Origin of the sequence: Marisediminitalea lipolytica, assembly GCF_001758465.1 — a bacterium.
GTDB lineage: Bacteria > Pseudomonadota > Gammaproteobacteria > Enterobacterales > Alteromonadaceae > Alteromonas > Alteromonas lipolytica.
Window position 1 is genome coordinate 218,409 of record NZ_MJIC01000015.1, and the last position, 23,723, is coordinate 242,131.

Sequence of the window (23,723 nt, forward strand, 5' to 3'; positions counted from 1 at the left end):
AGATTTTTTTGCTCTTAAGGTTCACTTAATATTGACATTCCATAATTACGCTCAACAGTCACCTATGAGACAAATATATGTTGAGCATTATCCAACCTGTTTCAGAACAATTATCCAGCCTGCGCACACTGCGTAAAGGCTCGACTGTCGCGCCTGCTGCCATTCACCTAGCAGCCAAGCAAAGCGCAAAGAGAAAAACCATTGAAAACCATATCGCCAAAGGCTTTAACCAGGCCTATCAGGCGCAAATTACCGAATTTATGCCCTTACTTGTGGGTCTGGGTCGCGACAAAATCGAAGCGGCACTGGGCGTGCGCACCGGTAAAGAAAATATGTTCGTCGAAACTTATTTTGATACCTCGCTGCAACAGGCGCTGTCAGAAAAAGGCATTCACTGCCCGCGTCACCGGTTAGCTGAAATTGGCAACCTGTACAGCAGTTCTTCCCGTTACACCATGCCGCTGTTGCTGTTAACCGCGATGGCGCTGTTTCAGCAACATATTTCGGTGCTGGTATTTACCGCGACTACCAAGCTGCAACGTATGATGGAACATGGCGGCCTTAGCCTGCACTACCTTACCGAAGCCAACGAAGCCAAATTAGGTGAGCCAAAGCAAAACTGGGGTTCTTATTACGAGACCGCGCCACAGGTAGTGGCTGCAAAAGTTGCCGATATTATTCAGCTCACGCTGGACAACCCTAAACTGCGTGTGGGCTATGAGCAGTTTGCGCCTTTAGCACCGGCCTTTACCGCAGAGTTAGGAGCGCAGTTATAATGTTAACCTTTAATCCTCAGTGGGCGGACCGCGAAGCGTTAAGTTGGAGCGATGGCAGCCTGACTTATGCGCAGTTACAACAGTGCGTAAAGGACGTAGCCAATTGGTTAAGCCAGCAAAATGCACAGCACATTGCGCTGCTGGCAGGTAACGGCCCGGAATGGGTAATCTGCGACCTGGCCAGCCAGCAAGCGGGCACCTTACTGGTTCCTGTTCCGCCTTATTTTTCTGACACCCAGCGCGAGCATCTGTTAAACGAAGCGGGCATTGAGCTGATCATTACTGACCAACCTGCTCTGTTTACCGCTTTACAGGCGGTAAGTGCACCGTTTAACCAACTGGTTGCCCTGACTCGCGACAATATGTCAGCGCCACAAATTCCTCAGGGTACCGGCAAAATTACCTTTACCTCAGGTTCTACCGGCAATCCTAAAGGCGTGTGTCTGAGCAACGAATCTCAGGCCAGGGTGGCAGCCAGTCTGGACGCGGCCTTACAAATGCCCCATGTTCGCCACCAGTGCCTGCTGCCCCTGGCAACACTGCTGGAAAACATAGCCGGTGTATACGCCCCGTTAACCTGCGGTGGCACAGTGGTGTTGTCCAGCAGTAAGGAGCTTGGCTTTTCTGGCGCGCGGTTAACCGATCCGGCCGCTATGTTAAGCGCTATCAGTGCGGCACAGCCAGAATCACTTATTCTGGTGCCTGAATTATTGCAGTTGCTGGTAGTGGCCTGTGGCAATGGCTGGCAACCGCCAGCATCACTTAAATTTATTGCTGTTGGCGGTGCTCACGTATCGTCGGCGGTATTAGCCAAAGCCCGCGCCTGCGGTCTGCCGGTATATCAGGGCTACGGTTTGTCTGAATGCGTCTCAGTGAATACGTTAAACCGCCCCGGCGCTGAGCAAGTGAATTCTGTGGGTCGCTCACTGGGCCATAACCAGCTTAGCATCGAAAACGGTGAGTTGGTGGCCAGTGGCACTATCTTCCTGGGCTATCTGAATATGCCGGAATCCTTTTACCCGACAGTGGTGAAAACCGGCGACTTAGTCAGTGAACACAGCGGCTTTTATCAGGTGGGCGGACGCAAAAAGAACCTCATTATCACCTCTTTAGGGCGCAACATTTCGCCCGAATGGATTGAAAGTGAACTGACTGCTGCCGGGCTGTTCAGCCAGGTGTTGGTGGTGGGTGAAGCGCGCGCAGAATGCGGTGCGTTGCTGGTGCCATGCCATGCAGGCGTTAGTTCTGAGGTTATCGAACAGTATATTGCGGCAGTGAACAGCAAGCTGCCAGATTATGCCCGCATTGGTGTGTGGCAAACCATCCCTGAAATTCTGCCTGACAGCGGCTTGTTTACCGCTAATGGCAAACTGAAGCGCGATGCCGCGTTGACCCATTTTCAGTCTCAAATTGAAGCTATGTACGCAGCAGAAGTCGCGTAGGCGAGGAGTTATTATCATGAGTTTATATACCCGATTAGAACAGGAAACCCAGGCAGAACGCGCTTACTTAACCAGTTCGCCTATTATCCAGCAGGTGTTCAAAGGTGACATCACGCTAGATGACTATACTGCGTTTTTGCGTGAAGCCTATCATCACGTTAAGCATACGGTGCCGCTGTTAATGGCAACCGGTGCGGCATTACCAGAAAGCAAAGAATGGCTGCGCGAAGCGGTTGGTGAATACATCGAAGAAGAGATGGGTCATCAGGAGTGGATCCTGAACGACCTGGCTACCTGCGGTGTGGATAAAGAAGAGGCGCGCCACAGTCTGCCCTCAGCGGCTACCGAGTTAATGGTGGCGTACGCATACGATGCCATTCGCCGTAAAAATCCACTGTGTTTCTTTGGAATGGTGTTTGTACTGGAGGGCACCAGCATTGCGCTGGCCGATAACGCCGCAGGCATGATTAGAAAAACCCTGGATTTACCGGCTGGTGCTTTTAGCTACCTGCGTTCACATGGCTCACTGGATCAGGAGCACATTGTGTTCTTCCGTGACCTGATGAACAAAATCGACGACAAAGCCGACCAGGATATCATCATCCACTCTGCCAAAATGTTCTTCCAGCTGTATGCCAATATTTTCCGCACGCTCGATTGCAAAGCCCAACTGGTGGAGGCCGCGTAATGGCTATTCAGTGGCAAAATCAGGTATGTCTTATCACCGGCGCGTCCGGCGGTATTGGCGAAGCCATTGCCCGCAAACTGGCTGGGCTGGGGGCGTCGTTAATTCTGACCGGTCGTAATGCCGATAAACTGACGGCATTGCTGGAGTCCTTACCCGGCCGTCATACCATCGCCTGTGCCGATATTACCACCCAGGAAGGTCTGGATAAGGTGGTGGCGGTGTGTCACGAACGTCAGCCAACCATGCTGGTTAACAGTGCGGGCATCAGCGAAATTGGCGATTTTAAAAATATGCCAATGGCCAGGATTGAAACCCTGCTGGCCACTAATCTGACCGCCCCCATTGCTTTAACTCAGCGCTTATTGCCGATTCTGCAACGTGCAGGAAAAGGTTATGTGGTTAACGTGGGGTCGACCTTTGGCAGTATTGGTTTTCCCTGCCATGCGGCTTACTGCGCGTCGAAATTTGCGCTGCGCGGATTTACCGAATCGTTAATTCGCGAATATGCCAACAGCCCGGTTAACTTTTATTACCTTGCGCCTCGCGCTACTAAAACCGCCATTAATTCTGATGCGGTGGTATCAATGAATCAGGCGCTGGGCAATCAAATGGATTCGCCTGAGCTGGTGGCTGATGCCCTGGTGGCACAACTGGAGGCTAACAAATCCCGCTGGTTTATCGGCTTCCCGGAAAAGCTTTTTGCTCGAATAAACGGCGTATTGCCTGAAATCGTCGATCGGGCACTGATAAAAAAACTACCAACAATTAAACGCTTTTTGACTTCTGTCACTAAGGAGAAACTGTCATGAAAATGCTTCGCTATCTGATTACTGCACTGGTTGCCGTGTGCTTACCTCTGAGTGCCGCAGAAACCAGTCCTGGCCTGACTTCCATTCAAACGTCCTGGGCTAAGATTAACTATGCTGATATCGACAGCGACAAAAAAGCTGACGAATTTAAAGCGCTGATCAAAAAGGCCGAAGCGCTGGTTGAAGCGCACCCTAAACAGGCAGACTTGCTAATCTGGCTGGGTATTGTGCAATCCAGCACGGCAGGTGCCGAAGGCGGAATTGGCGCGTTGAAGTATGCCAAAGCGGCGAAAAAGAGTTTTGAGGATGCACTGGCAATCGATTCCCATGCGTTGCAAGGATCAGCAATGACCAGTCTGGGTGTGCTCTATCACAAGGTGCCTGGCTGGCCAATCGGCTTTGGCAGTGACAAAAAAGCTGAACAGCTGTTAAAGAGTGCACTGGAAGTGAATCCCGATGGCATCGACAGCAATTACTTTTATGCTGAGTACCTGTTTGATGACGGCGAGTATAAACAGGCATTAGCCTACCTGGATAAAGCGTTACAGGCAGCGCCGCGTCCGGATCGTCCGCTGGCTGACGAAGGCCGTCATCAGGAAATTGCGGCTCTGCGCGCCAAGGTCGAAAAGAAAATACATTAATTGTCATTCAGATAGCCGGCGTTGTACTTTGTACGCGCTGGCTTTGCTTTATCACCTGCTCTGCAGGATAGTCGGAAAAGTCGGATGTAGCTTGCTGCACCGACTTTTTTATTACGGTAAACCATCCTGTGCTATTGGGCTTGCTGATAGTTTAAAAGACGGGACTCGCAGATGCTTAAAATGGACGATGGGATAAAACAGTCGTAAAGACGCCGGATACCATTCAGTAAGTCTAACTGATTGGAAACTAACGGATGAAAAACGCGCTTTGGCTGGCTACGGGCTTTGTAGTGGTATTTTTAAGTGGCTGTGAGGCGACCGAGCCAGAGCCATACCAGGCTGACAGAGCCCCGGAAGAGCGCACAGAATATAATGGCTGGAAAGGGCTGGTTCAGCAGCAGAAAGATCAAAATTACCTGATGTCGGCGGAGTTGCGGCGTAAATGTGACGCGGCACGGGTTGACCTGGCAGTGGCAGAATCCACCGGCGACGCGCAGAACGCGAAGATCCAACGGGACATTATCAATAACACCTGCGTTTAATCGGAAATAGCGGATTAAAATACGCTTTAGCGTTTTTGTGCTTTAACTGCTGCGCAATATTGCTATCTTATTCATTTACCGGGTGGCGTAAAGCACTGCGCTTACCGACCGGTGTCTGTTTACAGAAAGGAGAGGCGACGTGCCTGGCAGGTTACCCAAGTGGGTAGAAGTTGGCGCATTGTTACTGGCATTGGTGGCTGGTTACGTTAATGCTATTGGTTTACTGAGCTTTGAGCACCAGTCGGTTTCCCATGTCTCCGGCACCGCCACACTGCTTGGCGCTGATATTTTTCAGTCCAGCTGGGCCAGCGTATTACACCTCTCAGGCGTATTACTCTCGTTTTTAGCTGGCGCTACTCTGGCTGGCATTTTGTTGGATAATGCTTCGCTAAAACTGGGCCGTCATTATGATACAGCGCTGTTGATAGAAGGTGTGCTATTGATTATCGCTCAGGTGCTGTTAAACGAAGGGCTGTTTTATGCCCATTTTATTGCCTCAGCGGCCTGCGGCTTACAAAATGCACTGGCTACCCGCTACAGCGGTGCGGTGGTCAGAACCACCCATCTTACCGGTATTTTTACTGATTTAGGCATAATGCTGGGTGCTATGGTGCGCGGCGAGACGCTGGATACCCGCAAGTTACAGCTGTTTTTAGTTATTATAGTTGGCTTTGTGTTTGGTGGCACCGCTGGGGCTATCGGGTTTAATTTTTTACCTCGTATCGCGCTGATATTGCCTGCTATTGTTTGTTTGATACTGGCGGTTTCTTACTACCTTTTTGCTAAACAAAATCGGGCGGGCAGCTAGTCTGAGGATTAGTTATTACCAGACTGTACCCTGCGGAGTAGCAAAACGGCTGCGGCCATACCCAGTGCATCGGCGCTTAAATCGGTAAAATCAAAGGTGCGCGTAGTGATAAACATCTGACTGATTTCCTCGGTCACGACAAAGGCAGTAACCGCAATAACGCCGTAATAAATGCGGATACGGTAACAATGTACAAACCGAAACTGCGTAGCGAAGGTGGCCAGAAAAGTAAGGGTACCAAATAGCCCGGCGTGACCGATTTTATCGCCCAATGGGATGGCCGGAACCATTTCAAAAAAGAGGCTGGGCTGGCCGGTGTTGGCCAGATAAATAACCCACAGGATAAAGCCTGAAAAGCTGAGTGCCAGAGCCCGGCTGAGTACTTTGACATCCATGTTGGCGATACCTTGATCTTTATTGTTAGGATTGGAGACGCTTATATGGTCTCACTGCAGGTCTTTGAGGTCAAAAGCAACGCAAAAACCTTCGTCATGCTCAATTTGAATGTCGCTGTGAAGTTTGTTAGTAACCAGGTTATACACCACACTCAGCCCCAAACCCGCGTACCCTGCGCCGCGTTTGGTGGTAAAGAAAGGGTCGAGGACACGGTGTAACAGGCTTTTGTCAAATTGGGTGCCATTGTCTTTAAACTGAAAACGATGGGCAGTGCCGGGCAGCGGATAGTCGATGGCGATTTCGCAATGCTGTTGTTCGTAATCAAACGCATGAGCCACCGCGTTAGACGCCAGATACGAAAATATTTCGAGTATCGCCGCCGGATAGGTAACTACCGTTAAAGAAGCATCCACATTGATATTAAACTTCACAATACTGTCCGGGTGCTCACAATAAAAACGCTCAACAAACGCTTCCAGAACCCCGGCAATATTTACCGGCTCCAGTTCCTGGGTAAAGCCGTTATTGAGTACATCAATTTTCTTAAACTTAGAAACCAAATCGCTGGCTTTGCGGATATTGTTAAGTGAGAGTTCGGCCAGTTCGGTAATTGAACTTAAAAAATCGGCAAAGCTGTCGCTGTCCAGTTTACCTTGCTCAAAATCCTTTCGCAGTTCGTCAACCATCTCTTCCAGATGAGACAGGCTGGTTATACTTATTCCCAGCGGGGTATTTACCTCATGGGCAACCCCGGCAACAACCAGGCCCATCGCACTGAGTTTTTCAGCTTCGATGATTTTCTCCTGCGCAAAATGCAGGTGGGATAAGGCGGTTTCTTTTTCGTGATTAATCACTTTTAAGCGAATGGCAAACCACACAAAATAAACCAGTAAAATCCCCAGAAAAAAGCCGGTGATCGGGATGGCAGCATACATCAGAATTTTTTGTGGCGGCGTTTTCTGATAACTGTAAAGCTGCCACTGCCGGTCAAAAAAGAACAGCGAATCATCGAAACTGGCGTTTCTCATATAGTTATGCTGGCTCTCTATGTAATCCGCCGAACTGAATGCCTTACGAGGCGGGATAGTATCCGTCTCGAACAGCGCATAGTTTTGCGCTATACGGTTATTAAGTATTTGTTCCAGCGCATAGCTTACATCTACCAGAATGCCCAAAAAGCCGTTGTCCCGGCCTATGCGTTGCAACACAAAAGAATAGTATTTGCCGTCATTGCCAATGGTAAAAATGTTGGTGGCAACAGCGTCGCCGGGGATCCGTGAAATGTTTTGTCGCAGATTATCCATAACCAGAGGCAATACTACTTCGGCAAACATGCCTTTGCTTTCGTCAAACCGGGACCAGTAAACGGGCACCAAATCGCCTTCACCAAACGAGCGCGGGTAGATTTTGTGAAATTTGAAGTAGGCCATTACAGCGATATTTTGTGACTGCTCCATCACCAGCCGCACAAAACTGTCGTACTCATACTTATCTACCGTTTCAGAAGAACGGAAAAATTGCACGGTAGACCGCAACGCGAAGACGTTATACGCAAGCTTTTCGTTAAGAAGGTCGGTGAATTCACGCATGGGTGTTTTAAACGTGAGTTCCTGGTCTTGTTTTAGCAGCGTGTTACTGATCATCGCTCCATAAATTGTTACCGCTAAAACAAACCCGCCGCCAAGCAAGTAACCTGCTAGTGCTTTGGACATTAAAACTAACTATCTTGTGGATAAATTACCTGAAATATAGTTAACAAGTGCCGAAAAAGACACATAACCAAAGATATTCTTTAACCGGCAGCGGAAGATACTGATCTTTACAGTGCTATCAGTATCCTCCCCGGGCAACAAAGGTTGTGTTTCGTAAGCAGCGTACCGCGAGGATCAGGCTGACAGTTCCCGGCGAACCAGTTCAGCACCGGCGGCCAATGCGCGAAGTTTGGCAGTGGCTACCTCGCGCGATAGCGGGGCCATACCGCAGTTGGTACAGGGGTATAATTTGTCGGCATCCACGTATTGCAAAGCCTTGCGCAGCGTATCGGCGACTTGTTCCGGCGTTTCGATAGTGTTGCTGGCTACGTCAATCGCCCCCACCATAACCTTTTTGCCGCGCACCAATTCCATGAGTTCCATTGGTACATGGGAGTTATGGCATTCTAACGAGATGATATCGATGGCGGATTGTTGCAGTTTAGGAAAGATTTCCTCGTACTGTCGCCATTCGGAACCCAGGGTCTTTTTCCAGTCGGTATTGGCTTTGATGCCGTAGCCGTAACAAATGTGCACAACGGTCTCGCATTTCAGGCCTTCAATGGCCCGTTCCAGTGCCGCAATACCCCAGTCATTTACGTCATCAAAGAACACGTTAAAGGCGGGTTCGTCAAACTGAATAATATCCACGCCAGCTGCTTCGAGCTCTTTGGCTTCCTGATTGAGCAATATGGCAAATTCCCAGGCCAGTTTTTCGCGACTTTTATAGTGGTCGTCGTACAACGTGTCGATCATGGTCATAGGGCCAGGCAGCGCCCACTTAATGGGAAGGTGGGTTTGTTGGCGTAAAAACCGGGCGTCTTCTACAAACACTGATTTGGGTCTGCTTACCGGGCCAACTACCGAAGGCACACTGGCTTCGTAACGGTTGCGAATGGTTACCGTTTTGCGGTTGCTAAAATCAACGCCGTTAAGGTGTTCGATAAACGTAGTTACAAAGTGCTGACGGGTTTGTTCGCCATCACTCACAATATCAATGCCCGCCTGCTGCTGTTCTTTAAGGGCAATGCGCAGTGCATCCTGCTTACCCTCACGCAGTGCATTACCATTGAGTTTCCAGGGAGACCACAGCTGCTCCGGCTCTGCCAGCCACGATGGTTTAGGTAAGCTGCCAGCGGTTGAAGTAGGTAAAAGTGTTTTCATAGTAAATCAGTACCCATTTAATTAGGTTAGAGTGAGTAACTGGCAGACCAATTTTCGAGGAACTGCTGGTATGGCTTAATAAAATGTTCTTCGGCGAATTTCCCCTGGGCTCGGGCTAACTCACTGCGCTCCTCGCGGTCGTAGACAATTTGCGTTAAGGAATGATCCTGATGTCGCAAATCAGGCTGGTAGCGATTGCCGGCCGTTGCATTGGCGTTATAGATCTCCGGGCGATAGATTTTCTGGAAGGTTTCCATGGTGCTTATGGTGCTGATCAGTTCCAGATTGGTGTAGTCGTTGAGCAAATCACCCATAAAATAAAACGCTAGAGGCGCAACGCTGTTAGGAGGCATGAAATACCTTACAGACAGGCCCATTTTTTTAAAATACTGTTCGGTTAATGATGTTTCGCCCGGCGTATATTCAACGCCTAATACCGGGTGATGATTGTCGGTTCGAAAATAGGTTTTGCTGTCTGACACGCTCAGGCAAATAACCGGCGGTTTGCTAAAAGCCGCCTGATATTCGCTGGAGTGGATAAACCGTTTAAACAGCTTGCCATGCAGTTCACCAAAGTTGTCCGGCACGCTAAAGGCCGGCTGTGCTTTGTTGTGTTCAGGCAGTACCACGCTAAAGTCATAGTCGCGCACATAAGACGAAAAGTTATTCCCTACGTTGCCTTCAATGCGTTCGTTAGTTTGTTTATCGAAAATAATGGTTTGCAGGATTTCGATGCTGGGGAATGACTGACCGCTGCCGGCGATATTGATATCTACAGAGATAATTTCCAGCTCAATGCAGTAGCGATCGCCGGTAGGGTTATCCCAGGGCGCCAGGGCATTAAAACGGTTATTGATCATGTTGAGGGTGTTTCGCAGATTTTGCTGGCGTTGACTGCCGCGGGCAAGATTAGCAAAGTTAGTGGTAATACGCGTATTGTCTGAAGGTTGGTAATTCTCATCAAAACAAACGCTTTTTATTGTAAAAGTAAATTGGTTGTCCATAGTCTTCCGCTCAGGTTGTCCATTTTTTTGAGATAAAACACAGCGTTCTGGCTGTGCCTTTGGCAAGTAACCCCAATCCGGCCGCTATTCATTTGCTGTAGAAACGAGAAAAAAGCAGTAAAAACAACAGCGGCTTAGCCGGGTACTCAGAATATGATTAACGTTATACGCGGAATTAAATATGAAAAATAATGGTTTATTTTCATTGAGCCATGAAGTTTGTTCATGTTTTTTTGAGGGGAGCGTCCTTGTGACTAACCGCTTTCTCTTTGTTGCAATTAAACAGTCTGATCGCATTTTAAACTGGCTTCAATGATCCGCAGACAATTGCATGAGATACCGCCAGCAAGATGCACGCACAAAGTGCCACAGCGAATGGCAAGGCGTCCTTAGCATCGTGCTTACTTGTGATTAGCTATTGCAGTAGAAAAATAGAAACGCGTTTATTCTTCCAGTGGCACGCACTGATCGGGGGCGGCTGGTCGGATAAATACATCGCCCGCTACCCTTACCTGTACGCAATCTCCCACCTCGGCATTACGCTCTTCCACAATGACCAGTACATCATCGCCGTCTACCGCATGTAGCGAATATTCATAACCCGTGCGATTACCTTCCCATATGGCAGTCAATAAACCAAAGAGTCCGCCGCTGACAATCGCCGCCGCGAAAGGATCTCTGTCTTTGCCAATGCTATTTGCCGCACCAATTACAGCGCCAGCTGCGACATTCTGCTCCATATCAGAGTCGAATTTTACTGGCTGAACAGCATTCACGCTGGCATAAAACTCGGTGATAAACTGATTCTTTGCTGACTTAGGCAGGGTATCTTTGCTGGCACAACCACCAAGCGTTATGCTACATAGCGCGGTTATAACCAAAGGATGTGAAAACCGTTTCATCTGAGCTTCCTTGTTCAATGGGGTATGGTATTAATAATAGACGGTTAAACTGAATCTCAGCTTAATAAAGCAAAGTGATTATCGGCTTAATTCAACGCTGGTGGCCACTTTGGGGAGCTGGTAAAGTGATCAGCAACTTCTTACAAGTAGCTCGTTAGCGAAAAATGCGATGTGCGGCTGTAGAAAACTAAAAGGACTTTTATAAATGAACATCAATGCAACACTGGTCGGCCAGATGGTATTTGTACTGGCAGTTATAATGGCGGTAGCCGGGTATTTTTTAGGTAAAAGAAAAACCCAGTCGCCGGTGCTTACTGCTCTGATAGGCTTTTTCAGCGCGTTGATGCCCCCGCTGGCACTTGTTTTTTTAACTGTACTTGTGCTCAAAAAAGACGTTCAGGTGACTGCGGATCATTAAGCGTCAAATCAAAGTGATTACAGGACCTACCGACGCATTGTGAAGTTAAAACAGGTATATGACTGCCTGTTGCTTAGCTTAATGAGCGCTAGGGTGTGACTGTTCCATCTATAATCCCGTTGGCTGTAGGGCAGGAACAATACGCACCCAGTACCTCCTGGTTGCTAAGCTGGCATGAAGAAACTTTATCGCAATTCACACAACTTTGACTGACGCGACATGTCTTGCCAAATTCAACCGCGGGTACCCGGCTTTGAACCTGAGATGAGTGCGATTGGCACCCTTGAGTCAAAAGCACGACAACGGGCAGGTAAAGTAACTTTTTCATTTTGCATTCTCCTTACGGTGGTTAAACCAGGTTAGATGGCATTAACTATCCGCTAATTTCCGACCCAGAATTTCGGCTAACCAAATCGCTACGAAGCCAGCCAACCGGTGCCGCTTCTCAGGCACTTTTCGCTCTGTTTTTAGCCATGCCCCACAATCTAAGTACAATTCCAATGTACGCCACAGTCATGATGCTGTGAATCAACGGCTTCTCCCAAAAAGTGCCCAGAATTAATGAGGCGACCGGTATTACGGCAAAAACCAACGCAATGGCTCTTAAACCCATTGGCGCAATGAAACCGGATTGATTTTTAGGGTTTACAAACAACAGGCGTAGAGATAGATAAAAAAACCACAAGCTGCCCGCTAGAAACAGGCTTCCCAGTGAAATAGTCAGTAAATTAGGAGGTACATTTGGGGCGAGCAAGAGCATCGATGAGCCAATAACGCATAGCAAGGTAAATGGAACCAGAACTATTCCTAATGGAATGAGCACCCACCTGGGCAATGGTTTTGGTTCAATGTCATCGTATTCGTCCATGTTGATTACAACCTAACTCCAATTTTCAAATGCATCAGGATGCGCATTGTAATGCGGCATTCTGCTCCTGAGTATACTTGTATTCGCAAGAAACAACCGCGGCACACAAACCGCTAACCACTTTAGCGTTACGACGAGTAATGCCTGTTGTATCTGCGTCGTTGCTTATTTCCTATTTACTAAATTACGCTTTATCTAAGCAAAATCAAAGTCTTGATTGGTTTAACATTTTCCTCTCCGGCGAATAGCCAAATCAAGCCGTATTAAGTCTCCTGTGTATGGGATACCACAAAAATCGTTGTGTTTTGTGGTTAAGCGGTTATACTCCAAATAACTGTATGGAATAACAGGCTGTTTATGCGTCCACTAACTCCCCGTCAACAAGAAGTACTCGATCTTATAAAATCCACCATGGTGGATACCGGCATGCCGCCTACGCGTGCAGAAATTGCCAGACAGCTGGGTTTTCGCTCGGCGAATGCCGCTGAGGAGCATCTTAAGGCGCTGGCTAAAAAAGGCGTGATTGAGATTTTGCCCGGTACTTCCCGGGGAATTAAACTGAATATTCCGCTGGACGACGAAGCCGAGGATGAAGGTTTACCACTTATAGGCCGGGTCGCGGCGGGTGAGCCTATATTGGCGCAGGAGCATGTAGAGATGCATTACAAGGTCGATCCGGCATTGTTTCATCCTAAAGCCGACTTCCTGCTGCGTGTAAATGGCATGAGTATGAAGGACATAGGTATTCTGGATGGTGATTTGCTGGCAGTTCACCGTACTACTGATGTTCACAATGGCCAGGTTGTGGTTGCCCGGGTCGACGAGGACGTCACCGTTAAACGTTTGGAAAAACGGGGTCGAGAGGTATTGCTGCATGCCGAAAACGAAGAGTTTGCCCCTATCAGGGTTGACCTGGCTAACCAACCGTTCAATATTGAAGGCATTGCCGTAGGTGTTATTCGTAACGCCGACTGGATGTAATATTGAGCTGGTAATTACTGTATTTACTAAAGTTTAAAACCGGCAGTCGCCGGTTTTTTGCTATTTGGCGTTGAAATACACTGAACCAGGCCTTTCTGCCAGCCTGGTAGCCTTGCCGGGCGTATTATTTTGTTAGTAAAAGCTTACTAACTATTACCTTTCTTAATCTTCCCTCTGAATAAAAAATAACCATTTGTCTGAGTTTTAGCCAAAAATAACTGGACGTTATAGTCACAATGAGTAATTCTTATACTGTGTTTAACAATAAAATAACAATATAAACACAAATAATTAAAAAGGCAGTTCAAATAACAACCAAGAAGACCAGTCTGGCTTTTTCGCATTGGGGCGTTCCGCGAGTGGCTGCAAGGTCTAAGGGAGGTGTCGAGTGAACCGACTCGGGATATGCGTACTGAAAGCCTGGACCGCACTCACTTTGTTGATGACCGGCGCACTGGCGCAGGCATCGGGAAATGAAGCCGTGTCTGCATTGAATTTGCGGCGTGGTGCCACAGAAATCAGTGGTCAGGTTTACGATCTGCACATGCTGATGTTCTCCATTTGTGTGGGGATCGCAGTTGTTGTGTTTGGGATCATGTTTGTCTCTATGTACCTGCACCGCAAATCACGCGGGGCAAAACCGGCTAATTTTCACGAAAGCGTTAAAGTAGAAATAGCCTGGACCATTATACCCTTTCTGATCCTTATCTTTATGGCTGTACCAGCCGCCAAAACTCTACTTGCAATGGAAGATACTACAGAGCCGGATATGACGGTGCTGGTAACAGGCTCGCAGTGGAAATGGCACTACAAATACATGGATCGTGATGTGGAGTTTTACTCTCTGTTGGCGACCCAGCGTGAGCAAATTGATAACCGCTACAGCAAAGGTGAAAACTACCTGCTGGAAGTGGATCGTCCACTGGTTATCCCTACCGGTCAGAAAGTCCGTTTTCTGATCACCTCTGACGACGTGATTCACTCTTGGTGGGTACCGGATTTCGCCGTTAAAAAAGATGCCAATCCCGGCTTTATTAACGAAGCCTGGACCCGAGTTGACGAGCCAGGCATTTACCGTGGTCAATGTGCAGAGCTGTGCGGCAAGGACCATGGTTTTATGCCTGTGGTGGTGATTGCTAAAGAGCCAGCGGCTTATGAGGCGTGGGTAAGTGAGCAGGAAACAATCCGTAAACAGGCGAAGCAAGAAGAACAGCGCTTACTGGCAATGAATATGTCTATGGAAGAGCTGATGGCAGAAGGTGAGCGAGTATACAACGCCACTTGCGCAGCTTGTCATATGCCCAATGGTGAAGGACTACCCGGCGTCTTCCCGGCGCTGAAAGGCAGTCCTATGGCTCTCAACGACATGCAGGGGCATATCAACATTGTATTGAATGGTAAAACCGGTACCGCCATGCAGGCCTTTGGCAAAATGCTGAGCCTTAAAGAGCTGGCAGCAGTGATTACCTACGAGCGTAATGCCTGGGGCAACAACACCGGTGATATGGTGCAGGCAAAAGACGTCAACGCTGTAGCCAGCGGGGAATAGGAGCATACCATGAGTAAAGCAACTGATATTTTGAGCCCCGAACACGGGGCGGCAGATGCTCACGACGATCATCATGAGCATCATATTCCCAAAGGCATTATGCGTTGGGTATTAACTACCAACCACAAAGACATAGGTACGTTGTACCTGTGGTTCGCCTTCATCATGTTTTTGGTGGGCGGCGCCATGGCGATGGTAATAAGAGCCGAGCTGTTTCAGCCGGGCTTACAAATTGTTGAGCCTAACTTCTTTAATCAGATGACCACCGTGCATGGCCTGATCATGGTATTCGGTGCGGTAATGCCGGCTTTTACCGGCTTAGCCAACTGGCTGATCCCCATGATGATTGGTGCGCCGGACATGGCGCTGCCACGCATGAATAACTGGAGTTTCTGGATCCTGCCGTTTGCGTTCTCCATTCTACTGGCATCGTTGTTTGTGGAAGGCGGCGGCCCGGCATTTGGCTGGACCTTCTATGCACCATTATCCACAACTTACAGCGGCGACAGCACCGCGTTGTTTGTGTTCTCGGTACACATTATGGGTATCTCGTCGATTATGGGGGCCATCAACGTAATCGTTACCATCTTTAACATGCGTGCACCGGGCATGACCTGGATGAAAATGCCGCTGTTTGTGTGGACCTGGTTAATTACGGCATTCCTGCTGATTGCCGTAATGCCGGTGTTAGCAGGGGCGGTAACCATGGTACTGACCGACAAGTTCTTTGGCACCAGTTTCTTTGATGCCGCGGGTGGTGGCGACCCGGTAATGTTCCAGCATATTTTCTGGTTCTTTGGTCATCCCGAAGTGTACATCATGATTTTACCGGCCTTCGGTATTATCTCGCAGATTATTCCAACCTTTGCCCGTAAGCGTTTGTTCGGCTACGCCTCTATGGTTTATGCCACGGCGTCTATTGCGTTACTGAGCTTTATTGTGTGGGCGCACCACATGTTTACTACCGGTATGCCGGTGGCGGCAGAGATGTTCTTTATGTTTGCTACCATGCTCATCTCGGTGCCCACCGGGGTGAAAGTATTTAACTGGGTGGCCACCATGTGGCGCGGTTCAATGACCTTCGAAATTCCCATGATGTTTGCCCTGGCCTTTATTGTGCTGTTTACCATTGGGGGATTATCAGGATTAATGCTGGCCATTACGCCGGTGGACTTCCAGTATCACGATACCTATTTTGTGGTGGCGCATTTCCATTATGTACTGGTAACGGGAGCGGTGTTCTCGATTATGGCGGCGGTGTACTACTGGATCCCTAAATGGACCGGTCGGATGTTCGATATCACCCTGGCCAAATGGCACTTCTGGTGCTCGCTGATTTCGGTAAATGTGCTGTTCTTCCCCATGCATTTTGTGGGTCTGGCCGGTATGCCCCGGCGTATTCCGGATTATGCGCTGCAGTTTGCTGACTTCAATAAGTGGATCAGCCTGGGCGGCTTCGCCTTTGGTTTGTCTCAGCTTATTTTCCTCGCCGTGATGATTAAAGCCTGCCGTAAACAGGGCGAGCCGGTATCCGACCAGGTTTGGGAAGGTGCTGAAGGCCTCGAATGGGAAATCCCATCACCGGCGCCTTATCATACTTTTGATACGCCGCCAGTAGTGAAGTAAGGACGCGATCATGGCCAATCCTAATACTGCGCTGGTCACCAAACTGCTGCTTATTGTGGTGGGCATGTTTGGCTTTGGTTTTGCGTTGGTGCCGCTGTATGACGTGTTCTGCGACATCACTGGCATTAATGGCAAAACCCGGGATACCGCCGCGGTTTATTACGATGGACAAATAGATGAGTCGCGCACGGTAACCGTAGAGTTTATTACCCGCACTCACACCGGTATGCCCTGGGAGTTTCGAGCGCAAACGCACAAGGTAAAAGTGCATCCGGGTGAGATGAATATGGTGGAGTTTTATGTGCGTAATCCGGTGGGTAAGGCCATGGTTGCTCAGGCCATTCCCTCGGTGACGCCCGGTCAGGCGGCGCTGTTTTTAAACAAAACCGAGTGTTTTTGTTTTAACAGTCAGCCACTGGCAGCGGGCGCAGAAACCCTCATGCCGATGCGCTTTTATGTGGATCCGCAGCTGCCGGAGGACATTCACTTTTTTACCGTGCAATACACGCTTTTTGATGTCACCGGTAACGGTGACAACAATAACCCTATTAATAACCCTTTCCTGACTTCGTTTACTGCTAACTGAGTCTAAGGAGAATGTAATGCAACAAGAGTATCAGAAATACTATGTTCCGGCGCAAAGCTACTGGCCTATTGTTGGTGCCATTGCGCTGTTTTTAATCGCGGTGGGTGCCGGTAATTTTGTAATAGAGGCAACTCGTGGCGAAGCCGGCTGGGGCGACAATGTGCTCGGTGCCGGTATTGTTATGTTACTGGTCATGTTGTTTGGCTGGTTTAAAGACCAAATCAACGAGTCCATGAGTGGCTTATACAGCGAGCAGCTGGGCCGTTCATACCGTCAGGGGATGAGCTGGTTTATTTTCTCTGAGGTGATGTTTTTTGCAGCATTCTTTGGTGCATTGTTTTATGCACGCATGATTGCCGTGCCATGGCTTGGGGGCTCCTCTAACAACGCCATGACCAATGAAGTGCTGTGGCCGGGTTTTCAGGCCATGTGGCCGCTGGTTGAAACGCCGGGAGGCACCAGTACCACGCCCATGAGCTGGGCCGGATTACCCACCATCAATACTATTATTTTGCTGATTTCGTCGGTAACACTGCATTTTGCTCATGTCGGGCTGGAGCAGGGTAAGCGTAAACAGCTAACCGCTATGCTGGGCGTGACGATTTTACTCGGCGGTACCTTTTTGTTCCTGCAGGTAGAGGAATATATCCACGCGTATCAGGAGTTGGGGTTAACCCTGCAATCCGGCGTGTATGGCAATACTTTCTTTCTGCTAACCGGCTTCCACGGTATGCACGTTACGCTGGGCACGATCATTTTAGCCGTATTGTTTTTAAGAGTACTAAAGGGGCATTTTAGTCCCGACAACCACTTCGCTTTTCAGGCCGGCAGCTGGTACTGGCACTTTGTCGACGTGGTGTGGGTAATGTTGTTTGTGTTTGTGTACATCCTTTAATGCTTAGTAAGGACTCGGATTTGGGGTGATCAGTCCGGTTGCCATGGCAATCAGGATGATCACCACAATCAGTGCCGATGTCATTACCCGTCGGCCAATGTATTTGCTCATAGGGCCTTTGCCCGAGTCGTTACCCAGCATCACCTTCATGGCTAAAAACAGGTTAATGATCATAAAAATCAGTAAACCCACAATAATCAATTTAATAACCATGAGCAAAACTCCTCAGGGCTCCAGGGTTCATACCATTGTGCCATTTAAATGGCCAATTCTGGCAAGCTGCGTAACGCTGACAGCGGTTGTCATTATGGTGTTTTTGGGGTTTTGGCAGCTTGATCGCATGGAGCAAAAACAACACCGTCTCGACAGCATAGCGCAAAAATACGCCACTGCGCCAATGCATCCGTTGGATGTGGCGGCACAGTGGCAGGATATCAGAGACGTGCCGGTCAGCTTTCGCGGTCAGGTTCAAACCGGGATGATGATCCTGCTTGATAATCAGATTACAAACGGCAAAACAGGCTACGACGTGCTGGTTCCTGTGGTTACCCAGGGCAGGGCAATACTGGTCAACATGGGCTGGATGGCTGCCCCCGCTACGCGGGATGAACTGCCGTCGTTATCGCTGCCAACGGGTGAAATTCAAATCGACGGCGTGATTACCCAGCCTGGCCTGAACCCATTGATTAAGGAAACCCAACAGCAATTTGACCGCTTTCCGTTGCTGGTTCAGCAAATTGATATTCCCTTGTTAAATCAGCAATGGGCTACTGCACTGCCGGATATGGTGATAGAGCGATTGTCATCGCAGCCCGGATTGGAACAGTTGGTTACCAACTGGCAACCGGTTGTGATGCCGCCGCAAAAACATCTGGGCTATGCCATTCAGTGGTTTGGCCTGGCCATCGCCGCTGTGGTTATTTTCATTATCGTGCTCATCAGGAGATCCAAATAAGATGGCGACTGCAATTGAGACTCAATCCAAACCAAAACGTGCGCTGCTGGTATTACTGGCCGCGTTTATTGTGCCTGTCATTCTGGCCAGGCTGGCGCTTGATTTTAGCTGGTTTGAACAGGCCGCTACCAACAAAGGCGAGCTGCTGCAGCCGGTAGAAAATGTCCAGCCACTGCTTGCTGATCAGACACCGAAATGGCGGGTAATGTACATTGTTCCGGCAACCTGTAACAGCGAATGCGAAAATGCCATCTATGCCATGCAGCAAGTGTGGCTGGCACTGGGTAAAGAGTCTGACCGTGCTCAGCCAGCGGTATTTTTATCTGCGGCCAGCGACCCCAAGGCGATGGCTATTCTGCATGAATATCAGCACATCAATGCGGTGTCGTTAACCCGCGAGCAGATGCAGGCGTTAACCGAAAGTCAGTTAAACGGACACTTGTTTCTGGTCGATACCCAGGGCAGTGCGATGTTGCGATACCCGCTGTATAACCTGCGTCAGGATGCCGTGATGGGCAGCCGGGATGTGCTGGCTGATTTACGTAAGTTACTTAAGTTATCCCGGATAGGTTAAGGCGGTACTATGCGCAAACTCGTCGGATTTAGCATTCTGCTGGCAGTCGTGGTGATTGTATTAGGCGCGTATACCCGGTTAACCGATGCAGGGCTAGGTTGCCCAGACTGGCCCGGTTGTTACGGCCATTTAACAGTACCCCAGTCTGAAACTCTCATCAATGCGGCTAACGAAGCCTACCCCGAGCGCCCGGTTGAGACGCATAAAGCCTGGAACGAAATGATCCACCGCTATTTTGCCGGCACCCTCGGCTTGTGTATTTTGGCGATAGCCATCTGGTCCTTGGTAAAGCGCTCTCCACAGGTGCCGCTAAAGCTGCCGCTTTTGCTGCTGGTACTGGTCACCTTTCAGGCGCTGCTAGGCATGTGGACAGTAACGCTGAATCTGTTGCCCGTGGTGGTGATGGGCCATCTGCTGGGGGGCTTCAGCGTACTCACCTGCCTGTTTTTACTGTACCTGCGCCTGTGTCGATACCGATTGGGTTTTGTGGATATGCGCATTAAGCGTTACGCCGCTTTTGCCGTGCTGGGCATTGTGGTGCTGGTGGGGCAAATTGCCTTGGGCGGCTGGACTTCGGCTAACTATGCGGCGCTGGCCTGTACCGAATTTCCTCTGTGTGAGGGCGACTGGCTTGCCCGGGTTGATATCGCGGGTGCCTATAGCGTCCCCGAAGCCGATAACTACGAATACGGGGCCCACGACTATGGCGAGCGGATGACCATGCACATTGCTCACCGGTTAGGCGCTGTCATTACCTTTTTATATCTGGGGTGGCTGGCCATTAGTTTATACCGCCACTCGGCTTCCCAGCATTTGCGCAGTGCGGCTGTGGTGCTGGCCATTACGCTGCTGGCGCAGGTTGGTCTTGGCGTGAGCAACGTGGTGTTCAGCTTACCCTTGCAGGTAGCAGTATTACACAACGCGGTAGCGGCATGCTTGCTGCTGGTGCTGGTTCTCATTACTTACACACTGTATCGAAAAGTGTAGGAGATTCTTATATGGCTAAATCACAATTGATTGGTGCTGGTGTTCCCCCTGCCAAGACTACCCGCTTAAGTAGCTGGCGAACCCACTGGGGCTACTATTACGAAATGACCAAGCCCAGAGTGGTTATGCTGCTGTTACTCACGGCATTGGTCGGGATGTGCCTGGCAACGCCGGGCTGGGTTCCCGCCGACAAACTGATTGCCGGATTACTGGGTATTGGCCTGCTGGCCAGTGCTGCGGCAGTGCTGAATCACATTGTGGACCACAAGATAGACAGCCAGATGGCGCGCACCTTTAATCGCCCGGTGGTAAAAGGCAAAGTAAGTATTCCCCAGGCGCTGGTATTTTCATTTGTGCTGGCTGTGGTTGGTTACGCATTGCTGGAAATATGGGTAAACCGGCTGACGGCTTTTCTTACCCTGGCCAGTCTGGTGGGTTATGCGGTCATTTACACAATGTTTCTTAAGCGAGCAACACCACAAAATATTGTGATCGGCGGCTTAGCCGGCGCGGCGCCACCACTGCTGGGCTGGACAGCCGTTACCGGAGAAGTGCATGCCCATGCCTTGCTGCTGGTGCTGATTGTGTTTACCTGGACGCCGCCGCACTTCTGGGCGCTGGCTATCCACCGCGAAAAAGACTACGCCAAAGCAAAGGTACCGATGTTGCCGGTTACCCATGGTATTGCGTTTACCAAAACCTGTGTGCTGCTTTACACCATATTGCTTTGCCTGGTGTGCCTGTTGCCGTACTTAATTGGTAAAGCACATCTCATTTACCTGCTGGGATCTTCGGTACTCAATGCTGGCTTTTTGTATTATGCGCTAAAACTTAAATATGCTGCCGATGAGCAAACGGCCATGACCACCTTTAAATACTCGATTTTGCATCTGATGGTATTATTTGTAGTATTGCTGGTAGATCACTATGTACCGTTGGCTTTATGAATCAAAAATTATTGTTGTCTCTGGTAGCGGCTGTGGCTCTGGCTGCAGGCGCTGGTTTTGCCTGGTGGAAAGCCTCTGGCAATTCAACAGGTGCGCCCCAGTATTTTCAGACATTCCCTGAACCCCGCCAGTTAGCGCCGGTTGAGCTGGTCAATCAGCATGGCGAAACCGTGACTAATGAGGTGTTTAAAGACCACTGGAGCCTGTTGTTTTTAGGTTACACCTTCTGTCCGGATGTGTGTCCTACGACCATGTCTGCATTAGGGCAAATTTATCCAGAACTAAAAGATATTTCCCCCGGTGCGCCAATTCAGGTAGTGTTTGTCTCTGTTGATCCCAAACGGGACACCCCTGAAAGACTGGAATCTTACCTGGCGTATTTCAATCCTGAATTTGTTGCGCTAACGGGTGAACACAAGATGTTGTTTCCGTTTGCGAGGTCGTTAGGACTCATGTACGCCATTGCGGAAAGTACAGATAATCCTAATTACCTTGTCGACCACAGTGCGTCTGTGGTTGTTGTCGACCCGGATGGTTTGGCCATCGGAAGGTTTAAGCCAAAGTATAATCCCGGTGAGGTAGCAGTTAGTGATAGTATTCAAATGCTTACTGACTTACCTTATATTATCAAAGACCATTAAATGCCATGTTGTAGTATTATCCGAAATGCCAAAAAGGATGATGGTAGTGTAGCTGTTCCCTTGCTGTTTAACGCCGGTAAGCATCTGCTTACGGAAGTATTTGGCGAAGGTGACCCCGAAGTCGCCAGCCAGTACCTGTTATCAGCCTGGAATAAAGGAGGGGGGCAGTACGGTTTTGAAAATCATTGGGTTGCCGAAGTTAACGGTAACGTAGCCGGCCTGATTAGTTGCTGGCACGACCGCTTGCCTGAAAACTTTGACCGCGAAACCCTGTCTTCCATTGTAGAACACTTTGGTATCGATGATGCGCTGGAAATTGTCATGCGCTCTCAGCGATATCTTGCGGTGTTGGAGGCCCCTTTATTTACTGAGATGGGTATAGGTCACCTGGCGGTTTCGCCCGACGCAAGGCGTCAGGGAACCGGTTCTGCCCTTATCGAGTTTATGGAAGTAAAAGCCCGCGCAATGAAGAAAAACGCCCTTGTTTTAAACTGTGAAATCGCTAACGAAGGCGCAATTGCGTTTTATAAACGTTTAGGATTCGGTGAACACCGCGCTAACGATCAGTTTGTTCAGATGATTAGAGCGTTACATATCGAAACTAAATAACCGTTAAGGGCTTGCCGGCCGCCGCCATGGCTGTTTGAAGCAAGCCCTTATATTCCAGGCTTAGTTTAGTCAGGATATTTCCCTTCTTCGGTGGCCACAAAAAAAGGCATGGAATACCAGTAAAAACGTCCGTTTGCCGAGTTTGACGGCGCTGTGCAGTTAACCCGCGAACGACCTACGGGTAAAGTAGCGGTAAGCGTAAAGGTAAACTGATTCTCTGTGGTCGAAGTCTCCAGTGTATCGCCCTGATAATAGCAGGCTAACTGGGATAATCTGACATCCGCTGCCCCGTTCTTATCCAGCATAATCACCACATCATCGCCGAGTTCCCGCTTATCCTGTTGGGGATTGCTAAGCGATACCTTGCTTACCGGCATTGCCAGACTGGCCATTTTGGTTTTCAGCGTACTCAGGTTGGCGTAGCGACCCGCAGCGGGAAAGCGCGGGATCGCGGCCATGTCGCTAAATGTACCCACTCCGCCGGAGTGTTGCCCAAATGCGGTGTAACCATTGTTGGTGAGTTTAGTGGCAAGGGTTTGGTTGTATTCGCCAAAGGGATAGGCGAGGTACTTTAACGATTGCCCCGTATGTTGTTGCAGAATGGTTTCTGCCTCAGTAATGTTTTGCCACACGCGCTCAAGCCAGTCTGACTCTTGCTCACCAGGCAACTTCTCCAGCAGATGCAGATGGTCCAGGGTGTGATTGGCAAAGGTAACCCCTTCGTTTTGCATGGCCTTTACCTGCTGCCAGTCGAGCTGGTTTGCCTGTTTACCTATAACCTGGGGGTTAATAAAAATAGTGTAGGGAAAGCCATATTTTTTAATTAACGGGTGGCCATTTTGCAAAATATTTTCGTAGCCATCGTCAAAGGTGATCGCCAGCGCATTGTCCGGAACCTGTCCCTGCCCTTTTGCCGCATTAATCAGTTTGTTAAGGGGCACCACGGTAAAGTGCTGGTTAATGTAATCAAGGTGTTCGGCAAACTTTGCAGGCGTTATCGATGTACTGCGTGGTGTGTCGTCCGAAACATGGTGATAAAGCAAAATGACACCGCTTGAGTGTGCAGGCGCGGCGCTCGCCCAGCTCAGGCTCAGGGTACTGTGCAGAAACAGGAGACTCAGGAACAGCGGGATAAATTGTCGTCTCGTGATAAACTGCATGCAT

At 49.3% G+C, this 23,723-nt stretch carries 27 protein-coding genes; 19 read left to right on the forward strand and 8 right to left on the reverse strand.

Annotation, left to right across the window (positions count from 1 at the left end; translation table 11 throughout):
• Nucleotides 1-77: 77 nt before the first annotated feature.
• From BFC17_RS15465 to BFC17_RS15495, 7 genes are all read left to right on the forward strand, one after another.
• Nucleotides 78-776, forward strand: a complete 699-nt coding sequence (locus BFC17_RS15465) for a thermostable hemolysin (protein WP_070177399.1) — start codon at nucleotides 78-80, stop codon at nucleotides 774-776.
• A complete protein-coding gene (locus BFC17_RS15470) occupies nucleotides 776-2,218 on the forward strand; it encodes an AMP-binding protein (protein ID WP_070177400.1) in 1,443 nt (480 codons plus the stop codon). Before BFC17_RS15465 ends, BFC17_RS15470 begins: the two co-directional genes overlap by 1 nt.
• Before the next feature lie 16 nt (nucleotides 2,219-2,234).
• Nucleotides 2,235-2,906 carry an iron-containing redox enzyme family protein gene (locus tag BFC17_RS15475; RefSeq protein WP_070177401.1) on the forward strand — a complete coding sequence of 224 codons (672 nt, stop codon included), beginning with the start codon at nucleotides 2,235-2,237 and terminating at the stop codon, nucleotides 2,904-2,906.
• Complete coding sequence (locus BFC17_RS15480; RefSeq protein ID WP_070177402.1) at nucleotides 2,906-3,715, forward strand: SDR family oxidoreductase; 810 nt, start codon at nucleotides 2,906-2,908, stop codon at nucleotides 3,713-3,715. Before BFC17_RS15475 ends, BFC17_RS15480 begins: the two co-directional genes overlap by 1 nt.
• Nucleotides 3,712-4,356, forward strand: a complete 645-nt coding sequence (locus BFC17_RS15485; protein ID WP_217494030.1) for a tetratricopeptide repeat protein — start codon at nucleotides 3,712-3,714, stop codon at nucleotides 4,354-4,356. The genes BFC17_RS15480 and BFC17_RS15485 overlap by 4 nt, the downstream gene beginning before the upstream one ends.
• 254 nt (nucleotides 4,357-4,610) lie before the next feature.
• Nucleotides 4,611-4,898, forward strand: coding sequence for a hypothetical protein (locus tag BFC17_RS15490; protein WP_070177403.1), 288 nt, complete (start codon nucleotides 4,611-4,613; stop codon nucleotides 4,896-4,898).
• A 139-nt stretch (nucleotides 4,899-5,037) separates the two neighbouring features.
• Nucleotides 5,038-5,706, forward strand: a complete 669-nt coding sequence (locus tag BFC17_RS15495) for a YoaK family protein (RefSeq protein ID WP_070177404.1) — start codon at nucleotides 5,038-5,040, stop codon at nucleotides 5,704-5,706.
• A gap of 8 nt (nucleotides 5,707-5,714) precedes the next feature.
• Here BFC17_RS15495 and BFC17_RS15500 read toward each other — a convergent pair whose 3' ends face one another.
• The 5 genes from BFC17_RS15500 to BFC17_RS15520 form a co-directional block, all read right to left on the reverse strand.
• Nucleotides 5,715-6,101: a VanZ family protein gene (locus tag BFC17_RS15500; protein ID WP_070177405.1), complete on the reverse strand. Its 387-nt coding sequence runs from the start codon at nucleotides 6,099-6,101 to the stop codon at nucleotides 5,715-5,717.
• Between the two features lie 51 nt (nucleotides 6,102-6,152).
• Nucleotides 6,153-7,814 carry a sensor histidine kinase gene (locus tag BFC17_RS15505; RefSeq protein ID WP_070177406.1) on the reverse strand — a complete coding sequence of 554 codons (1,662 nt, stop codon included), beginning with the start codon at nucleotides 7,812-7,814 and terminating at the stop codon, nucleotides 6,153-6,155.
• Between the two features lie 174 nt (nucleotides 7,815-7,988).
• Nucleotides 7,989-9,017 (reverse strand): methionine synthase, encoded by a 1,029-nt coding sequence (locus tag BFC17_RS15510; protein ID WP_070177407.1) that lies wholly within the window; start codon nucleotides 9,015-9,017, stop codon nucleotides 7,989-7,991.
• A 26-nt stretch (nucleotides 9,018-9,043) separates the two neighbouring features.
• A complete protein-coding gene (locus BFC17_RS15515; RefSeq protein WP_070177408.1) occupies nucleotides 9,044-10,021 on the reverse strand; it encodes a DUF1852 domain-containing protein in 978 nt (325 codons plus the stop codon).
• Nucleotides 10,022-10,464: 443 nt separating this feature from the next.
• Nucleotides 10,465-10,923, reverse strand: a complete 459-nt coding sequence (locus BFC17_RS15520; RefSeq protein WP_070177409.1) for a hypothetical protein — start codon at nucleotides 10,921-10,923, stop codon at nucleotides 10,465-10,467.
• Between the two features lie 205 nt (nucleotides 10,924-11,128).
• Here BFC17_RS15520 and BFC17_RS15525 point away from each other — a divergent pair, with 205 nt between their 5' ends.
• Entirely contained in the window at nucleotides 11,129-11,341 is a 213-nt protein-coding gene (locus BFC17_RS15525) for a hypothetical protein (RefSeq protein WP_070177410.1), read from the forward strand.
• A gap of 445 nt (nucleotides 11,342-11,786) precedes the next feature.
• Here BFC17_RS15525 and BFC17_RS15530 read toward each other — a convergent pair whose 3' ends face one another.
• Entirely contained in the window at nucleotides 11,787-12,209 is a 423-nt protein-coding gene (locus BFC17_RS15530; RefSeq protein WP_070177411.1) for a hypothetical protein, read from the reverse strand.
• A 357-nt stretch (nucleotides 12,210-12,566) separates the two neighbouring features.
• On the opposite strand from BFC17_RS15530, the gene lexA reads away from it, so the two are divergent.
• The 5 genes from lexA (at nucleotide 12,567) to BFC17_RS15555 (ending at nucleotide 17,846) form a co-directional block, all read left to right on the forward strand.
• Nucleotides 12,567-13,190: a transcriptional repressor LexA gene (gene lexA / locus BFC17_RS15535; RefSeq protein ID WP_070177412.1), complete on the forward strand. Its 624-nt coding sequence runs from the start codon at nucleotides 12,567-12,569 to the stop codon at nucleotides 13,188-13,190.
• A gap of 442 nt (nucleotides 13,191-13,632) precedes the next feature.
• Nucleotides 13,633-14,739: a cytochrome c oxidase subunit II gene (gene coxB, locus BFC17_RS15540; protein ID WP_070177413.1), complete on the forward strand. Its 1,107-nt coding sequence runs from the start codon at nucleotides 13,633-13,635 to the stop codon at nucleotides 14,737-14,739.
• A 9-nt stretch (nucleotides 14,740-14,748) separates the two neighbouring features.
• Nucleotides 14,749-16,365 (forward strand): cytochrome c oxidase subunit I, encoded by a 1,617-nt coding sequence (gene ctaD / locus BFC17_RS15545; protein WP_070177414.1) that lies wholly within the window; start codon nucleotides 14,749-14,751, stop codon nucleotides 16,363-16,365.
• Nucleotides 16,366-16,375: 10 nt separating this feature from the next.
• Nucleotides 16,376-16,951, forward strand: a complete 576-nt coding sequence (locus BFC17_RS15550; protein WP_070177415.1) for a cytochrome c oxidase assembly protein — start codon at nucleotides 16,376-16,378, stop codon at nucleotides 16,949-16,951.
• Nucleotides 16,952-16,967: 16 nt separating this feature from the next.
• The gene (locus tag BFC17_RS15555; protein ID WP_070177416.1) at nucleotides 16,968-17,846 is read left to right on the forward strand and encodes a cytochrome c oxidase subunit 3; all 879 of its coding nucleotides are present in this window, start codon (nucleotides 16,968-16,970) and stop codon (nucleotides 17,844-17,846) included.
• Between the two features lie 3 nt (nucleotides 17,847-17,849).
• Here the strand turns inward: BFC17_RS15555 and BFC17_RS15560 are convergent, their stop codons facing one another.
• The gene (locus tag BFC17_RS15560) at nucleotides 17,850-18,059 is read right to left on the reverse strand and encodes a DUF2909 domain-containing protein (protein ID WP_070177417.1); all 210 of its coding nucleotides are present in this window, start codon (nucleotides 18,057-18,059) and stop codon (nucleotides 17,850-17,852) included.
• Between BFC17_RS15560 and BFC17_RS15565 the strand changes: the two genes are divergently transcribed.
• From BFC17_RS15565 to BFC17_RS15590, 6 genes are read left to right on the forward strand one after another with little or no spacing between them, the layout of a single operon-like run.
• Nucleotides 18,058-18,801 (forward strand): SURF1 family protein, encoded by a 744-nt coding sequence (locus tag BFC17_RS15565; protein WP_175439583.1) that lies wholly within the window; start codon nucleotides 18,058-18,060, stop codon nucleotides 18,799-18,801. The two genes, BFC17_RS15560 and BFC17_RS15565, sit on opposite strands and share 2 nt — an antisense overlap.
• A gap of 1 nt (nucleotide 18,802) precedes the next feature.
• Nucleotides 18,803-19,375 (forward strand): hypothetical protein, encoded by a 573-nt coding sequence (locus BFC17_RS15570; protein WP_070177418.1) that lies wholly within the window; start codon nucleotides 18,803-18,805, stop codon nucleotides 19,373-19,375.
• A 9-nt stretch (nucleotides 19,376-19,384) separates the two neighbouring features.
• The gene (locus tag BFC17_RS15575; RefSeq protein ID WP_070177419.1) at nucleotides 19,385-20,362 is read left to right on the forward strand and encodes a COX15/CtaA family protein; all 978 of its coding nucleotides are present in this window, start codon (nucleotides 19,385-19,387) and stop codon (nucleotides 20,360-20,362) included.
• 11 nt (nucleotides 20,363-20,373) lie between these two features.
• The gene (gene cyoE / locus BFC17_RS15580) at nucleotides 20,374-21,309 is read left to right on the forward strand and encodes a heme o synthase (RefSeq protein WP_070177420.1); all 936 of its coding nucleotides are present in this window, start codon (nucleotides 20,374-20,376) and stop codon (nucleotides 21,307-21,309) included.
• Nucleotides 21,306-21,950, forward strand: a complete 645-nt coding sequence (locus tag BFC17_RS15585) for an SCO family protein (protein ID WP_070177421.1) — start codon at nucleotides 21,306-21,308, stop codon at nucleotides 21,948-21,950. The genes cyoE and BFC17_RS15585 overlap by 4 nt, the downstream gene beginning before the upstream one ends.
• Nucleotides 21,951-22,559: a GNAT family N-acetyltransferase gene (locus BFC17_RS15590; RefSeq protein ID WP_070177422.1), complete on the forward strand. Its 609-nt coding sequence runs from the start codon at nucleotides 21,951-21,953 to the stop codon at nucleotides 22,557-22,559.
• Nucleotides 22,560-22,624: 65 nt separating this feature from the next.
• On the opposite strand, the gene BFC17_RS15595 is transcribed toward BFC17_RS15590, so the two are convergent.
• On the reverse strand, nucleotides 22,625-23,719 hold the full coding sequence (locus BFC17_RS15595; protein ID WP_070177423.1) for a polysaccharide deacetylase family protein: 1,095 nt from the start codon (nucleotides 23,717-23,719) through the stop codon (nucleotides 22,625-22,627).
• Nucleotides 23,720-23,723 lie beyond the last annotated feature (4 nt).

Bases quoted from the DNA above. Each gene is read 5' to 3' on its own strand.
- BFC17_RS15530 (WP_070177411.1), bottom strand. From the start codon at position 12,209: ATGGACGAATACGATGACATTGAACCAAAACCATTGCCCAGGTGGGTG.
- BFC17_RS15465 (WP_070177399.1), top strand. From the start codon at position 78: ATGTTGAGCATTATCCAACCTGTTTCAGAACAATTATCCAGCCTGCGC.
- BFC17_RS15515 (WP_070177408.1), bottom strand. From the start codon at position 10,021: ATGGACAACCAATTTACTTTTACAATAAAAAGCGTTTGTTTTGATGAG.
- BFC17_RS15565 (WP_175439583.1), top strand. From the start codon at position 18,058: ATGAGCAAAACTCCTCAGGGCTCCAGGGTTCATACCATTGTGCCATTT.
- BFC17_RS15510 (WP_070177407.1), bottom strand. From the start codon at position 9,017: ATGAAAACACTTTTACCTACTTCAACCGCTGGCAGCTTACCTAAACCA.
- BFC17_RS15475 (WP_070177401.1), top strand. From the start codon at position 2,235: ATGAGTTTATATACCCGATTAGAACAGGAAACCCAGGCAGAACGCGCT.
- BFC17_RS15500 (WP_070177405.1), bottom strand. From the start codon at position 6,101: ATGGATGTCAAAGTACTCAGCCGGGCTCTGGCACTCAGCTTTTCAGGC.
- BFC17_RS15505 (WP_070177406.1), bottom strand. From the start codon at position 7,814: ATGTCCAAAGCACTAGCAGGTTACTTGCTTGGCGGCGGGTTTGTTTTA.
- BFC17_RS15570 (WP_070177418.1), top strand. From the start codon at position 18,803: ATGGCGACTGCAATTGAGACTCAATCCAAACCAAAACGTGCGCTGCTG.
- BFC17_RS15595 (WP_070177423.1), bottom strand. From the start codon at position 23,719: ATGCAGTTTATCACGAGACGACAATTTATCCCGCTGTTCCTGAGTCTC.
- BFC17_RS15520 (WP_070177409.1), bottom strand. From the start codon at position 10,923: ATGAAACGGTTTTCACATCCTTTGGTTATAACCGCGCTATGTAGCATA.
- BFC17_RS15585 (WP_070177421.1), top strand. From the start codon at position 21,306: ATGAATCAAAAATTATTGTTGTCTCTGGTAGCGGCTGTGGCTCTGGCT.
- BFC17_RS15550 (WP_070177415.1), top strand. From the start codon at position 16,376: ATGGCCAATCCTAATACTGCGCTGGTCACCAAACTGCTGCTTATTGTG.
- BFC17_RS15555 (WP_070177416.1), top strand. From the start codon at position 16,968: ATGCAACAAGAGTATCAGAAATACTATGTTCCGGCGCAAAGCTACTGG.
- BFC17_RS15590 (WP_070177422.1), top strand. From the start codon at position 21,951: ATGCCATGTTGTAGTATTATCCGAAATGCCAAAAAGGATGATGGTAGT.
- lexA (WP_070177412.1), top strand. From the start codon at position 12,567: ATGCGTCCACTAACTCCCCGTCAACAAGAAGTACTCGATCTTATAAAA.
- BFC17_RS15485 (WP_217494030.1), top strand. From the start codon at position 3,712: ATGAAAATGCTTCGCTATCTGATTACTGCACTGGTTGCCGTGTGCTTA.
- coxB (WP_070177413.1), top strand. From the start codon at position 13,633: ATGACCGGCGCACTGGCGCAGGCATCGGGAAATGAAGCCGTGTCTGCA.
- BFC17_RS15480 (WP_070177402.1), top strand. From the start codon at position 2,906: ATGGCTATTCAGTGGCAAAATCAGGTATGTCTTATCACCGGCGCGTCC.
- BFC17_RS15525 (WP_070177410.1), top strand. From the start codon at position 11,129: ATGAACATCAATGCAACACTGGTCGGCCAGATGGTATTTGTACTGGCA.
- BFC17_RS15470 (WP_070177400.1), top strand. From the start codon at position 776: ATGTTAACCTTTAATCCTCAGTGGGCGGACCGCGAAGCGTTAAGTTGG.
- BFC17_RS15560 (WP_070177417.1), bottom strand. From the start codon at position 18,059: ATGGTTATTAAATTGATTATTGTGGGTTTACTGATTTTTATGATCATT.
- ctaD (WP_070177414.1), top strand. From the start codon at position 14,749: ATGAGTAAAGCAACTGATATTTTGAGCCCCGAACACGGGGCGGCAGAT.
- BFC17_RS15490 (WP_070177403.1), top strand. From the start codon at position 4,611: ATGAAAAACGCGCTTTGGCTGGCTACGGGCTTTGTAGTGGTATTTTTA.
- BFC17_RS15575 (WP_070177419.1), top strand. From the start codon at position 19,385: ATGCGCAAACTCGTCGGATTTAGCATTCTGCTGGCAGTCGTGGTGATT.
- cyoE (WP_070177420.1), top strand. From the start codon at position 20,374: ATGGCTAAATCACAATTGATTGGTGCTGGTGTTCCCCCTGCCAAGACT.